Annotated in this window: 13 protein-coding genes and 2 pseudogenes; 10 read left to right on the top strand and 5 right to left on the bottom strand. The window is 71.7% G+C overall.

Annotated features, from left to right (window positions below):
• Window positions 1–7: 7 nt before the first annotated feature.
• From ACY1JF_RS30060 to ACY1JF_RS30035, 6 genes and pseudogenes are all read left to right on the top strand, one after another.
• Window positions 8–409 (top strand): allene oxide cyclase barrel-like domain-containing protein, encoded by a 402-nt coding sequence (locus ACY1JF_RS30060; RefSeq protein WP_462708423.1) that lies wholly within the window; start codon window positions 8–10, stop codon window positions 407–409.
• 62 nt (window positions 410–471) lie between these two features.
• The gene (locus ACY1JF_RS30055) at window positions 472–1266 is read left to right on the top strand and encodes an SDR family NAD(P)-dependent oxidoreductase (protein WP_462708422.1); all 795 of its coding nucleotides are present in this window, start codon (window positions 472–474) and stop codon (window positions 1264–1266) included.
• A gap of 32 nt (window positions 1267–1298) precedes the next feature.
• On the top strand, window positions 1299–2399 hold the full coding sequence (locus ACY1JF_RS30050) for an NAD(P)-dependent alcohol dehydrogenase (RefSeq protein ID WP_462708421.1): 1101 nt from the start codon (window positions 1299–1301) through the stop codon (window positions 2397–2399).
• Between the two features lie 68 nt (window positions 2400–2467).
• Window positions 2468–2859 (top strand): annotated as a pseudogene (locus ACY1JF_RS30045) (alpha-L-rhamnosidase N-terminal domain-containing protein); the annotation flags it as partial.
• A 118-nt stretch (window positions 2860–2977) separates the two neighbouring features.
• Window positions 2978–3280 carry an ArsR/SmtB family transcription factor gene (locus ACY1JF_RS30040; RefSeq protein WP_462708431.1) on the top strand — a complete coding sequence of 101 codons (303 nt, stop codon included), beginning with the start codon at window positions 2978–2980 and terminating at the stop codon, window positions 3278–3280.
• The gene (locus ACY1JF_RS30035) at window positions 3277–3669 is read left to right on the top strand and encodes a VOC family protein (RefSeq protein WP_462708430.1); all 393 of its coding nucleotides are present in this window, start codon (window positions 3277–3279) and stop codon (window positions 3667–3669) included. The genes ACY1JF_RS30040 and ACY1JF_RS30035 overlap by 4 nt, the downstream gene beginning before the upstream one ends.
• 194 nt (window positions 3670–3863) lie before the next feature.
• On the opposite strand, the gene ACY1JF_RS30030 is transcribed toward ACY1JF_RS30035, so the two are convergent.
• The 4 genes and pseudogenes from ACY1JF_RS30030 to ACY1JF_RS30015 form a co-directional block, all read right to left on the bottom strand.
• A complete protein-coding gene (locus ACY1JF_RS30030) occupies window positions 3864–4895 on the bottom strand; it encodes a LacI family DNA-binding transcriptional regulator (protein WP_462708420.1) in 1032 nt (343 codons plus the stop codon).
• Window positions 4892–5797 carry a carbohydrate ABC transporter permease gene (locus tag ACY1JF_RS30025; protein WP_462708419.1) on the bottom strand — a complete coding sequence of 302 codons (906 nt, stop codon included), beginning with the start codon at window positions 5795–5797 and terminating at the stop codon, window positions 4892–4894. The genes ACY1JF_RS30030 and ACY1JF_RS30025 overlap by 4 nt, the downstream gene beginning before the upstream one ends.
• The gene (locus tag ACY1JF_RS30020; RefSeq protein WP_462708418.1) at window positions 5794–6720 is read right to left on the bottom strand and encodes a carbohydrate ABC transporter permease; all 927 of its coding nucleotides are present in this window, start codon (window positions 6718–6720) and stop codon (window positions 5794–5796) included. Before ACY1JF_RS30020 ends, ACY1JF_RS30025 begins: the two co-directional genes overlap by 4 nt.
• Window positions 6717–8028, bottom strand: a pseudogene (locus ACY1JF_RS30015) (ABC transporter substrate-binding protein). The gene ACY1JF_RS30020 and the pseudogene ACY1JF_RS30015 overlap by 4 nt, the downstream one beginning before the upstream one ends.
• 184 nt (window positions 8029–8212) lie before the next feature.
• On the opposite strand from ACY1JF_RS30015, the gene ACY1JF_RS30010 reads away from it, so the two are divergent.
• From ACY1JF_RS30010 to ACY1JF_RS29995, 4 genes are all read left to right on the top strand, one after another.
• Window positions 8213–10234, top strand: coding sequence for a beta-galactosidase (locus ACY1JF_RS30010; RefSeq protein ID WP_462708417.1), 2022 nt, complete (start codon window positions 8213–8215; stop codon window positions 10232–10234).
• Window positions 10235–10352: 118 nt separating this feature from the next.
• Entirely contained in the window at window positions 10353–11915 is a 1563-nt protein-coding gene (locus tag ACY1JF_RS30005; protein ID WP_462708416.1) for a glycosyl hydrolase 53 family protein, read from the top strand.
• 159 nt (window positions 11916–12074) lie between these two features.
• On the top strand, window positions 12075–12365 hold the full coding sequence (locus ACY1JF_RS30000; protein WP_462708415.1) for a DUF1264 domain-containing protein: 291 nt from the start codon (window positions 12075–12077) through the stop codon (window positions 12363–12365).
• Complete coding sequence (locus ACY1JF_RS29995) at window positions 12311–12922, top strand: DUF1264 domain-containing protein (protein ID WP_462708414.1); 612 nt, start codon at window positions 12311–12313, stop codon at window positions 12920–12922. Before ACY1JF_RS30000 ends, ACY1JF_RS29995 begins: the two co-directional genes overlap by 55 nt.
• On the opposite strand, the gene ACY1JF_RS29990 is transcribed toward ACY1JF_RS29995, so the two are convergent.
• Window positions 12819–13775 carry an alpha/beta hydrolase gene (locus ACY1JF_RS29990; protein ID WP_462708429.1) on the bottom strand — a complete coding sequence of 319 codons (957 nt, stop codon included), beginning with the start codon at window positions 13773–13775 and terminating at the stop codon, window positions 12819–12821. The two genes, ACY1JF_RS29995 and ACY1JF_RS29990, sit on opposite strands and share 104 nt — an antisense overlap.
• Window positions 13776–13827: the final 52 nt, after the last annotated feature.

The raw sequence follows: 13827 nt of genomic DNA, 5'->3' as shown, positions 1-13827 counted from the left end.
CACGAGCATGTTCGAAGAGCTCAGCGAGCACCTGGTCAAGTTCGGCAGCGACATCGATTTCGAGAACCCGGAGGCCGGCCAGAGCGGAACCTACGTGTCGGAGCTGCGCGACCCGTCCGGCACCGCGATCGGCACGGTGGAGGGCTTCTACAAAATCGTCCTCCGCCGCGACACCGACGGCGAACTGATGACCTGCATCACCGAGAAGATCGCGCTCGCGGACGGCGACGTACACGTCGAGGCATGGGCGCGGTTCAGCAACCTGGTGTCGGGCGAGTGGCTGTACTGCCCGGCGATCGGCGTGAGCGGCCAGTACGCCGGCCGGACCGGCGTGCGGCAGTGGCGCCCCGTCGACCCGGGCAAGGTCGCCGAGGCCAAGCTCGTGTTCTTCTCCACCCTGCTCTCCTGAGCAGAACCGGCACACCGGCTGCGGGACCGCCCTGAGCCGGACTCATGGACAGGAAACCGGAGATGGCCGACACCGCGACCTTCGCGGACAAGGTAGTGCTCATCACCGGCGGGGGCGGCGGAATCGGTTCCGCCGCCGCCCGGCGGTTCACCGACCAGGGCAGCCACGTCGTGCTGGCCGACATCGACCGGGCCCGCGGCGAGGCGGTCGCGCAGGCCACCGGCGCGGTGTTCGTGCCGGTGGACGTGTCCGACCTGGCCGACAACCGGCGGCTGGTACGCGACACGGTCGACCGGTTCGGCGGCGTGGACATCGTCTGGCTGCACGCCGGCGTACTCACCGCGGGCTCCATCGGCGACGCGTTCGACCGCGACGCCTACCGGCGGCTGCTCGCGGTCAACGTCGACTCGGTGGTGTACGGGGTGCAGGCCGCCGTACCGGCCCTCCGGGCCCGCGGCGGGGGCTCGATCGTCGTCACCGCCAGTGTCACCGGCCTGCGCCCGTCCCCCGACGTGTTCTACGCCGCGTCCAAGCACGCCCTGGTGGGGCTGGTCCGTTCGCTGGGACCGATGCTCGCCGAGGACGGGATCACCGTCAACGTCCTGTGTCCGGCCGCGGTCGAGACGCCGCTCATCGCCGAACGGCTGCCCGCGTGGCGGGCGGCCGGCGTGGCGGTGGCCGCACCGGACCTGGTGGTCGACGCGATGGTCACGGCGGTGTGCGACGGGCGCACCGGCCAGGCGTGGGTCGTCGCGGCCGACACCGGCATCACCCGTTTCGAGTTCTCCGACCTGCCCGTCGGCGGCGAGAGCCGGCTGGGCGGCGGCGACGTGGCAGCGGACCGGCCGGGCCAATGAGACCGGACCGCCCGACCAGGAGGAGCAACGCGATGCGTTCCATCAAGGCCGCCGTCATCCGTGCCAAAGGAGGGCCGTTCTCCGTGGAGGACGTCCTCCTGGAGGCACCCCGGCCCGACGAGGTGCTGGTCCGGATGGTGGCCACCGGACTGTGCCACACCGATCTGCTGGCCCGGGACCAGATCCTCCCGCCGGGTCCCCCGGCCGTACTGGGGCACGAGGGAAGTGGCGTCGTCGCGGCCGTCGGCGCGGGCGTGACCTCGGTCTCCCCGGGCGACCCGGTGGTCCTGGCGCCGATGAGCTGCGGCTCCTGCCGTTCCTGTCTGACCGGCCACCCCATGCGCTGCGTGTCCTTCCTGCCGCTGAACCTGCGCGGCCGACGGGCGGACGGCTCGACCGCCTACCGGGACGCCGGGGGAACCGAGATCAACGGGCATTTCTTCGGGCAGTCCGCCTTCGGCGACCATGTCGTCGCCCACCGGCGCAGCGTCGTGAAGGTCCGCGACGACGCCCCGCTGGAACTGCTCGGCCCGCTGGGATGCGGGCTGCAGACCGGCGCGGGCGCCGTGCTCAGTGTGTTCGCCGCGCCGCCCGGCAGCAGCCTCGCGGTGTTCGGCGCCGGCCCGGTGGGACTGGCGGCCGTGATGGCCGCCAGGATCGCGGGCTGCACTCAGATCATCGCCGTGGACCTGCACCCCAACCGGTTGGACCTGGCGGTCGAACTCGGCGCCACCCACGTGCTCGACGGCGCCCGGGACGACGTGGCGGCCACCGTGGTCCGGCTCAGCAAGGGCGGCGTCGACTTCTCACTGGACGCGGTGGGTCTTCCGGCGACCGCGCGCGCTGCCGTCGAGGCGCTCGCGGTCGGCGGCACGGCCGGCATCGTCGGCTCCGCGGGCACCGGCCAGGACATCTCCGTCGGACTGGTCCAGCTGCTGGGCCGCACGGTGAAGGGCATCCTCCAGGGCGACAGCGTTCCGTCGCTGCTGATCCCGCAGTTGCTGGACTTCTACAGGGCGGGGCGCTTCCCGCTGGACAAGCTCATGCGCCCCTACCCGCTGACCGACATCAATCACGCGGTCACCGAGTCGGTCGGTGGAGACGCTGTCAAACCGGTACTGGTGCACCAGTGACCCGGGGGTGGGGGAATCATGGCAGTTGACGACGCGGACCTTCGGCCGGCGACTGGGACTCGGGCCGGGTGGAGTCGGCCAGCCACACCCACGTCCAGTACGCCGGTCCCGCGCCGGCTTCCGCCGTCCGGACCCCGTGGCGGGTCAAGGTGTGGACCGACCTCGGTGAGAGCGACTGGTCGGACACGTCCTGGTGGGAGACCGGGCTCCTCACCCCGGAGTCGTGGCAGGCCCGCTGGATCGAACCGGCCGAGGCGGAACCCGCCGCGGCCGGACACCGCCCCGCCCACCTGCTGCGGCACGGCTTCACCCTCGGCAAGCCCGTCCGGACGGCCCGCCTGTACGCCACCGCCCACGGCGTCTACGAAGCCTTCCTCAACGGCCACCGCGTCGGCGACGCGAACTCACCCCGGGCTTCACCGCCTACCGCTCACACCTTCAGGTGCAGACGTACGACGTCACCGCGTTGCTCGCCCAGGGCGGCAACGTGCTCGGCGCGGCCCCCGCCGGCGGGCGATGTTCTGCGCAGGGGCCCCCACGACTTGATAGGCAAGTGGACACTTGCCTATCGTGTGGTGGTGGCCGACGACATCTTCAAAGCCCTGGCCGACCCCACCCGCCGCACCATCCTCGACGTGATCGCGGAGAGGTCCGGGCAGACGCTGTTCGAGATCTGCTCGCGGCTGAGCACGCGGCATCGGCTCGACATCTCGCGCCAGGCGGTCTCCCAGCACCTCGCCGTGCTGGAGGCGGCCGGGCTCGTCGAGACCAGGCGGGAGGGCCGCTGCAAGTTCCACGACCTGAACACGGCCCCGCTGCGGCGGATAGCCGAGCGATGGTCCGAGCCCGACACTGCCGCACCGGAGGAAAGCACGCCATGAAGATCCACCTGACCAGCGTCTTCGTCGACGACCAGGCCAAGGCCCTGGACTTCTACACCCGGGTCCTCGGCTTCGTGAAGAAGCACGACGTCCCGCTGGGCGGCGGGGCCCGGTGGCTGACCGTCGTCTCGCCCGACGCGCCAGGCGGCACCGAACTCCTCCTGGAGCCTTCCGGCCACCCGGCCGTCAAGCCCTACCGCGACGCGCTCGTCGAGGACGGTATCCCGCTCGCCCAGTTCGCCGTGGACGACGTGGCGGCGGAGTACGAGCGCCTGCGCGGCCTCGGTGTCCGCTTCACCCAGGAGCCCCTGGAAGCGGGCCCCGTCACCACCGCCGTCTTCGACGACACCTGCGGCAACCTGATCCAGATCGCGACACAGCCTCAGTAGGCGGGCGGGCTCCCCGTAGCCGTGACGTCATCTGGGGGACGTCCAGCGACTGCCAGGACGACCGGTCGGTCACGTTGCGCGCGGGTGTACCGGCCGGACCACCACGGACCGCGGACGCCTGCGGGGACCTTCCCGCGGGCGAGCCGGCCGGTGTCCTGGGCAGGCCGGCCGGCGGCCCGCGGCCGGACCGCGGCTCAGGCGGACTCCCGTACCACCAGCTCCGTCGGCAGGATCACCGCCGCCGGGTCCTCGCCGCCGACCTGGGCGAGCAGCACCCGTACCATCTCCGAGCTGATCCGGTCCCACGGCTGCCGGATCGTCGTCAGCGCGGGGCTCGCCGCCTGCGCGGCGGGGGAGTCGTCGAAGCCGCCGACGGCCACGTCCCGCGGCACGCTCCGCCCGGCCCGGCGCAGCGCCGCGAGCACACCCTGTGCCATCAGGTCCGAGGCGACGAACACGGCGTCCACGTCGGGCGCGCGGGCGAGCAGCCGCTCGGCGCCCGCCTCGCCGCCGGCCCGGCTGTAGTCGCCGGAGACGATGAGCCGGTCGTCGACCGGGAGCCCCGCCGCGGTCAGCTCCTCCTGGTAGCCGGCGAGCCGCTCGACACCGCCGGGCGTGTCCAGCGGACCGGTGACCGTGCCGATCCGGCGCCGGCCGAGCGAGAGCAGGTGCCGGACCATCTCCCGGGCGCCGTCCCGGTCGTCCGCGGCCACGTAACTCACCTTGGAGCCCAGCCCGATCGGCTTGCCGCAGGCGACCAGCGGCACCCCCGCCTCCCGCAGTTCCTGCGCCACCGGATCACCGGAGTGGCTGGACACCAGGAGCACCCCGTCGACGTGCCCCGCGGTGATGTACCGCGTGATGCGCCGCCGTTCGTCGTCCGTTCCCGCCAGCATCAGCAGCAGCGGGATGTCGTGCGCGGCCAGCGCCTGGGTGCAGCCGCGCAGCAGGACGTTGAAGTTGGGGTCCTCGAAGAAGCGTTCCTGGGGCTCCGTCAGCAGGAAGCCCACCGAGTCCGACCGGCCGGTGATCAGCGAGCGCGCGTGCCGGTTCACCACGTACCCGGTCCTGCGGATCGCGGCGTTGACCGCCTCCTGCGCCGCCGGGCTCACGTAGTGCCCGCCGTTGAGGACGCGCGAGACGGTGCCGCGCGAGACACCCGCCTCGCGCGCCACGTCGTGGATGGTCGGTGGTCTGGGCCGGCCCCCTGCCTTGCTCATGGTCATGACTTTACGGCCCCGGACAGCAGGTCCAGACTCCAGAACCGCTGGACGACCAGGAAGAGCGCCACCAGCGGGAACACCGCGAGGAAGGCGCCGGTGACCACCAGGGTGTACAGGGCGGGGGTGTTGGCCCCCTGCTCCAGCAGCGTGTACAGGCCGAGGGTGATCGGGAACTTCTCGTCGTCGCTGAGCATGATGTACGGCAGCAGGAAGTTGTTCCAGACCGCCACGAACTGGAAGAGGAAGACCGTCACCAGGCCCGGCACCATCATCGGCAGCGCGACCCGGGTGAAGATCCGCCACTCGCTCGCGCCGTCCATCCGCCCGGCCTCGACCACGTCCGCCGGGACGGCCGCGGCGGCGTAGACACGGGCCAGGTAGACGCCGTACGGGGAGAGGATCTGCGGCAGCAGCACGGACAGGTAGGAGTCCGTCAGGCCGGCCCGGGCCAGCAGCAGGTACTGCGGCACGGCGAGGATCACCGGCGGCATCAGCACCCCGGCCAGCAGCACGTTGAACATCGCCTCCCGGCCGCGGAAGCGGTAGACCGCCAGCGCGTACCCGGCGCACGCCGACACGGCCGCCGAGAGCAGGGCGCCGGCCACGGCGTACAGGGCGGAGTTGCCCATCCACTGCCAGTACACGCCGTCGCGGTAGGCGCTGAGGTCGGACAGGTTCTGGGTGAATCCGCTGCCCGGCAGGAAGGTGAAGGTGGAGAACAGCTCGCTGCCCGACTTGGTGGCGGCGATCACCACCCAGGCCACGGGCAGCAGGCAGTAGACCGCGCCGAGCAGCAGCGTCACGGTCGGGACCAGGGCGGTCCGCCGGCGCCGCGGGGGCCCCTGGGCGGCGTTGGGGGTGGTGCCCGCGGCGGGCGCGGACCTGCGCAGGGCGAGGGAACTCATCGAGTGGCCTCCTGCTTCTGACGACGGTTCGCGGCCCGCAGGAAGCCGAAGGACAGCAGCAGCGTGACCAGCGCGATGAGGGTGGCCTGGGCCGCGGCGGCGTAGATGTCGCCCTTGCCGAAGGCGTCCTGGTACACCTTCATCAGCGGACTCCAGGTGGTGGACACGGAGTTGGTGAGCGGTTTGAGGGTGGTGGGCTCGTTGAACACCTGGAGCGTGGCGATGACCGAGAAGAAGAAGGTCAGCACCAGCGAGGGGGCCACCATCGGGATCTTGATCCGCAGCGCGACCTGCAGCGGTGTGGCGCCGTCCAGCTTCGCCGCCTCGTACACCTCGGCCGGGATCGACCGCAGCGAGGTGTAGATGACGATCATGTTGAAGCCGGTGCCGCCCCACACGGCGATGTTCGACAGGGCGAGGTAGAGCGGACCGCCGTCCAGCAGGTCCGGCCGCGGCAGGCCCAGTTCGCCGAGCACGAAGTGGAACGGGCTGACGTCCGGCAGGTACAGGAAGCCCCACAGCAGCGCCGCGACCACACCGGGGACGGCGTACGGCAGGAAGATCGCGAGGCGGGTGAACGGGGCGAGCCGTACCCGCTCGGCGTCGAGCATCAGCGCGAACAGCAGCGCCAGGCCCAGCATCACGGGGACGACGATCGCGCCGTAGCCGAGCACGCGCAGCGCGCCGTCGAACAGTTCGCTGTCGGTGAGGGCGCCGGTGTAGTTCTCCAGGCCGGCCCAGACCTCGGTGCGGGCGCCCGAGCCCAGGCCGAGACCGGAGACCCGCACCTTGCGGAAGCTGAGCCAGAGGGCGTAGCCGACGGGCAGCGCGAAGAACAGGGTGAAGAGGAGCGCCGCGGGCAGGAGGAAGGCGTACGGGGCGCTCCTCGCCCCATACGGCCTGCGGCGTGCCGTGCTGGTCACCGGGCGACCTCGAAGCCCTGCTTCTCCAGGTCGGCGACGGTGGCGTCCTGCATGGCGGCCAGGGCGGCGGTGAAGTCCGACTTGTTCTTGGCGGCGGCGCCGAAGGCGTCCTTGAAGGTCGTGTAGGCGACGTTGACGTTCGGGCCCCAGGCGGACGGCGCGGTGGTCTTCGCGATCTCCGCCGCCTTGCTCCAGAAGTCCTCCTGGTGGGAGAAGTACTCCGGCGGCTCGGCGAAGGCGCCGCTGGTCTGGGCGGCGGTGGCGGCCGGGTAGACGCCGCTCTCCTTGGCGAGCGCGTTCAGGGCCTCGGCGTCGGTGTTCAGTCAGGTGGCGAACTCCGCGGCGGCCTCCTTGTCGCCGGAGTCCGTGGTGACGGCGGTGGAGGAGCCGCCCCAGCTGCCGGTGACCTCCTCGCCCTCGGACCACTGGGGCAGCGGCGCCATGGCCCACTTGCCGGCGGTGTCGGGCGCGGCGGTGGTCAGGGTGCCCGGGGCCCACACGGCGCTGACCCAGGCGATCTGCTTGCCGGTGTTGAGCGCCTTGTTCCAGGCCGGGGTGTACATCGGCTGGTTGTCGACGGCGCCCTCCTCGACCAGCCCGCCCCAGAACTCGGCGACCTTCCTGGTCGCCGCGGAGTCGATGCCGACCTTCCACTTCTCGCCCTCGGTGGTCCACCACTTGGCGCCGGCCTGCTGGGCGAGGCCGGCGAAGAGACCGGAGTCGTTGGCGGAGAAGGTGGTGAGGTCCACCTCCGGGGCCTTCTTCTTCAGCGTCCGCGCGGTCTCGGCGAACTCCTCCCAGGTGGCGGGGACGTCGAGGCCGTATTTCTCGAACAGGTCCGCGGTAGTAGAACATCATCGGTCCGATGTCCTGCGGCACCGCGTAGACCGCGTCGGTGCCCAGCGTGGTCTGCTGCCAGACGCCCTCGGCGAAGTCGGCCTTCGCGTCACCGACCTCGCCGGATATGTCGGCCAGCGCGTCATTGCTGACCAGCGTGGGCAGCGCCTGGTACTCGGCCTGGACCAGGTCGGGGGCCTCGCCGGCCTTGTGCGCGGTGAGGATCTTGGTGACCAGGGTGTCGCCGGACGCCTGCTTCTTCACCGTGACGCTGATCTGCTCCTTCTTGCCCGGTCCCTTGTTCCACAGCTCGACGACCTTGTCCATGCCGGGCGTCCAGGTCCAGTACGTGAGCGAGACGGGACCCGACCGGGCCTCGTCGTCCTTGGATCCGCAGGCGGCGAGCGCGGTGGCGCCGAGGGTGGCGGCGACGGCGGTGGCCACGAGGCGACGGTGCTTCGTGTGCGGCATGGATATCTCCCCTGAAAACAGGGTCCCCGCACGTCGCGAGGACCTGCCATGCGTCTGTGAGCGTTCACAGTAGAGAAACGTCCCGGACACTTGTCAATGGTTGTTGCTGTGCGGTTATGTTAGGCCCGCACCGCCCACCATGTGTGTGCACGTTCCCAAATGATCGATCGACCGGGAGACTTACATGCCGGAGACCACCCCCAAGGGCCTCACCGGGCTCGCCTTCGGCGGGGACTACAACCCCGAGCAGTGGCCGGAAAGCGTCTGGGCCGAGGACGTCCGGCTGATGCGGGAGGCCGGCGTCTCCATGGTGAGCGTGGGGATCTTCTCCTGGGCGCTGCTGGAGCCCGCGCCGGGGACGTACGACTTCGGCTGGCTCGACCGGGTGCTGGACCTGCTGCACGAGGGCGGCATCCGCGTCGACCTCGGCACCCCCACCGTGGTCCCCCCGGTCTGGTTCTTCCGCGCCCACCCCGAGGCGCTGCCCGTCACCGCCGACGGCAGGCGCTACGAGTTCGGCTCCCGCGGCGCCATCTGCCACAGCAACGCCGACTACCGGGCCGCCGCCGCGAACATCACCACCCGGCTCGCCGAGCGCTACGGCGACCACCCCGCGCTCGCCCTGTGGCACGTGCACAACGAGTACGGCGTCCCCGTCTCCGCCTGCTACTGCGACTCCTGCGCCGCGCACTTCCGCCGCTGGCTGGCGGCGCGGTACGGCACGGTCGACGCGCTCAACGAGGCGTGGGGCACCGCCTTCTGGGGCCAGCGCTACGGCGGCTTCGACGAGATCAACCCGCCGCGCCTGACCCCCACGGCCGGCAACCCGGCCCAGGCGCTGGACTACAAGCGGTTCGCCGACGCCACCATCCGCGAGAACTTCCGCGCCGAACGCGACATCCTGCACCGCCTGGCACCCGGCGTCCCGGTCACCACCAACTTCATGACCGCCCTCAGCCAGTGCGACTCGATCGACTACTGGGCCTGGGGCCGCGAGGTCGACCTGGTCACCAACGACCACTACCTGATCACGGACGGCCGCCGCACCCACGTCAACCTCGCCATGACCGCCGACCTGACCCGCTCGGTGGCGGGCGGCGCCCCCTGGCTGCTGCTGGAACACTCCACCTCGGGCGTCAACTGGCAGCCGCGCAACCCGGCCAAGGCCCCCGGGCAGATGGCCCGCAACTCCCTGGCGCACGTGGCCCGCGGCTCCGAGGGCGCGATGTTCTTCCAGTGGCGGCAGTCCCGGCGCGGCGCCGAGAAGTTCCACTCGGCGATGGTGCCGCACGGCGGCACCGACACCCGCGTCTGGCGCGAGGTCGTCGGGCTCGGCGCGTCACTCGACGCGCTGCGCGAGATCCGCTCCACCCGCACCGTCGCCGACGCGGCCGTCCTGTGGGACTGGCACTCCTGGTGGGCGCAGAACCTGGAGTGGCGGCCCAGCGAGGACCACGACGCCCGGGAACGCGCCGACGCCTTCTACGAGGCGCTCTACGACCGCCACCTCACGGTCGACTTCGCCCACCCGGAGGCCGACCTGTCGGCCTACCCCCTGGTCGTGGTGCCCGCGCTGTACCTGATGACCGAGGCGGCCGGCCGCAACCTCACCCGGTACGTCGAGGGCGGCGGCACGCTGCTGGTGTCGTACTTCTCCGGCATCGTCGACCAGCACGACGCCGTCCACGAGGGCCCCTGTCCGGGCGCGCTGCGGGACGTGCTGGGCCTGACCGTCGAGGAGTTCGCGCCGCTGCTGGAGGGCGACACCGTCCAAATCCTCGGCCCCGGCGGCACCGCTCTCGCGGCCGACGTCTGGACCGAGTTCGTGGTCCCGCGCGGCGCCGAGACCGTGTGGACGTACGCGGACGGCCCGGCCGCCGGCCACCCCGCCGTCACCCGGCACCGCCTCGGCGACGGCACCGCCTGGTACGTCTCCACCCGCCTGGACGCAGACGGCCTCGACGCGGTGCTGGCCCGGGCCGCCGAGGACGCGCGCGTCCCGGCCCGTCCCGACCTCCCCCGGGACGTCGAGGTGGTGCGGCGCACCGGTGAGTCGGGCAGCTACCTCTTCGTGATCAACCACACCGGCACCGACGCCAAGGTGCCCCTGGACACGCCCGGCACCGAACTGCTGACGGGCGAGAGCGCCGCGGGCCGCATCGAAGTCCCCGCGGGGGCCGTACGGGTCGTCCGGCTCGACGGCTGAACGGGACGGCCTGCCGGCGCACGTTCCGCGGGCCGGGAGGCCGCCCGCACCACCCACGGGCGGAGGGCCGCTCGTCCTTCGCCCAGTACCTTCCCCTACGTCGAAGGGACGACGGACGATGACGTTCCATCCCGGACGCACGCTCAGAGCCCTGCTGCTGCCGCTGGCCGCCGGGCTCGCCCTCACCCTGGCGCCCACGCCCGCCGCCCAGGCGGCGAGCACCCTCACCAACGGCGGTTTCGAAGCCGACGGCACCGGCGCGGCCACCCCCGCCGGCTGGTCGGAGCACGGCTCGGCCGGCGCCTCCTACGTCGAGGCGGGCGGCCACGGCGGCGGCTACCGGCTGAGCCACTGGGCGTCCACCGCCTACCAGGTCGAGACCTACCAGCACCTCTCCGGCCTCGCCAACGGCGGCTACCGGCTCACCGCCTGGGTCCGCTCCGGCGGCGGCCAGAACTTTGCGTACATAGCGCTCAAGAACTGCGGCGGCGCCGAACAGCGCACCGACCTGCCGGTCTCCGCGAGCGGCTGGATCCGGATCGTCGTGCCGGTCACCGTCACCGCCCACCAGTGCACCGTCAGCATCAACAGCGACGCCGGCGCGGGCGACTGGATCAACGTCGACGACCTGACCTTCGCCCCCGGCACCGGCGGCACCACCGTGCACGGCGCGGACATCTCCTCCCTCGCCAAGAGCGAGGCACGGGGCGGGACCTACCGCACCGGCTCCGGCGCCACCGCCGACCCGCTCGCCCTCCTGCGGTCCGCCGGCATGGACTACGCCCGCCTGAAGGTCTGGGTGGACCCGGCCGACGGCTACAACGACAAGGCCCACGTCCTCGCCCTGGCCAAGCGGATCAAGGCGCGGGGCATGAAACTGCTGGTCGACTTCCACTACTCGGACTCCTGGGCCGACCCGGGCAAGCAGACCAAGCCGGCCGCCTGGGCCTCGCACTCCTACGCCCAGCTGAAGACGGACGTGTACGGCCACACGTACGACGTGCTGAACGCGCTGAAGGCCCAGGGCACCCCCGCCGACATGGTCCAGATCGGCAACGAGATCAACGGCGGCATGCTGTGGGACGAGGGCTCCACCGGCAACTGGCCGCAGCTCGCCGGACTGCTCAACTCCGGCTACGACGCGGCCAAGGCGGTCAGCCCCGCCACGACCGTGGCCCTGCACCTGGCCGAGGGCGGCGACCTGGCAGGCACCCGCTGGTGGTTCGACTCGGCCGTCGCCAACGGCGTGCGGTTCGACGCCGTCGGCCTGTCGTACTACGGGTACTGGCACGGCGCCCTGTCCGACTTCCAGACCACCCTGGACGACGCCGCCGCCCGCTACGGCAAGCCGGTCTTCGTCGCCGAGACGGCCTACCCCTTCCGCCTCGACAGCGAGGACGCGCAGGAGAACATCATCGACCTCGACGGGGAACTCGTCCCCGGCTACCCGGCCACCACCGCCGGGCAGACGAGGTGGATGAACGACATCGCCAGCATCGTGGAGGCCGTACCGGACGGCCGCGGCCTGGGCGTCTTCTACTGGGAGGCCACCTGGACCGCCGTCGCCGGCAACGGCTGGGACCCCGCCGACCCCGCCTCCGGCAACGGCTGGGAGAACCAGGCCCTCTTCGGCTACGACGACCGGGCCCTGCCGGCGATGAGCTGGTTCGGCCACCGCTGACGCCTCCCGCCCCCGGTCCCCGGCGGATTTCTCCGTACCGGATGCGAGGCACCGCGTTCGGGGTACTCGCCGCCCACGGCACTCACACACGGCACATCCCGCTCGCACGGCTCGGGCCGGGGGCCGGCCGCGAGCATCGGCATCGGTGTCGCGGCGGGTGTGACGGCTGCGGCCGGTCTGCTGTTCGGGCGCAAGGCCGCCACGATCAGCAAGACCGGCCAGGGCCACCCGGTCAAGCACCGCGCGCTGGACCTCGCGGCCGGCGCCATGCAGCCGAAACACCCGCTCGACGCGATGAGCACCTACCTCAACGGCTTCCACATGTACGCCGACGACATGGGCCGGCAGGTGGAAGCCACGCACTTCTGCATCCATCTCCAGCACGACCTGCACCAGTGCGTGATCTTCGACCGCAACGCGCCCGACGCCCGTCTGATCGGCATCGAGTAATCATCAGCGAGGAACGGTTCCGCGGCCTGCCCGAGGACGACAAACGGCTGTGGCACAGCCACCACCACGAGGCGAAGTCCGGCGCCCTCACCGCTCCCGGCCTCCCCGACATGGCCGAGCACGCCTACTTCGAGGACCTCGTGACGACCTACGGCAAGACCTTCCACACCTGGCAGTACGACCGCGACGACTTCCCCTACGGGATCCCGCAGCTGATGAGGGGCTTCACCGAGGACGGACAGCTCGCGCCGGACCTGGTCCGGGCCCGGGACGAGCGGCTGGGGGTCTCGGCGTCCCGCAAGCGGCGCGGCCGGGCGGACATCCCGGTCCCGGACGTGGCGCCGGGCGCCAACGCCTGGCAGAGCGGCCGGACCGTGCGGACCCGCCTCGAAGAGGGGGACTTCGAGCGGTGGCCGCCGCGCCGGTCCGGCCGGTCCCGCGCGGCCCGACGTCTCACAGGTGGTCGGCGTAGAAGCGCGCGAGCCGTTCGACGGCGGCGTCGACATACGCGGGTTCGTCGTACATCTCGTAGTGTCCGGCCCCGTCGACCACCATGAGGTCGACGGGGTTGGGGGCGGTCTTCCACAGCCGCATGCCGGCGTCGTAGGAGCCGGTGGTACCGACGCGTCCGGCGAGAATGACCTGCAGTGGCTGGGTCATCAGCGGGTCGACCAGGTGGAACGCGTCGTAGCCCAGCAGGAGGGAGTCGCCGCGCGCGAGGCGGCGGTTGGTGGTGTGCTCGGCGATGCCCCGTTCGGTGCGGTAGTAGGTGATCGCCTGGGTGGTGTCGATGTCGGTCAGCCCGGCCGCCGCGGCGTCCTCCAGGGTGTCGGGCAGCCAGTTCACCCGGGTCGGCTCGCCGGAGCGGATCTCCTCCGTGCGCGCGTCGGCGAGGGCGTCGAGCGCGGTGGCCGCGCCGTCGGGCTGGAAGCCGCGGAACGCGGTGCCGATGTCGCTGGGGACGACTGTGCCGACGGCCTTGATGCGGTGGTCGGTGCGGGCGGTGTGCACGGCGTAACCGCCTCCGGCGCAGATGCCGAGGACGCCGACACGATGCGGGTCGATGCCGGGGATCGTGGTGAGCGCGTCGAGGGCGTAGGAGATGTCCTCGCCCCGGCGGTAGGGGTCTTCCAGGTCACGGGGTTCGCCTCCGCTCTGCCCCTGGTGGGCGGGGTCGAAGACGAGCGCCGCGATACCGCGGGCGGCGAGGCGCGAGGCGTAGTTCGCGCCGATCTGCTCCTTCACGCTGCTGCCGGGAGTGGAGAGCACCACGGCGCGCAGTGGCGTGGAGCTGTCGGCGTCGTCGGGCAGGTGGAGGTCGGCCGCGAGGTGGATCGGCCCTCGCGGGACGGTGAGGTGCTGGAGCACGGCGGGTACCCTTCGTGAGAATGTCGTTCCGTCATCATCCAGTACGGAACCTAAACTGGTATAGTTCGAAACTAATACAGGACCGTACCACTTC

The sequence above is a fragment of the Streptomyces sp. SYSU D01066-1 genome (assembly GCF_054956795.1).
Note: the sequence above shows the minus strand (reverse complement) of the source record. Positions and strands in the feature narration are given on the sequence as shown.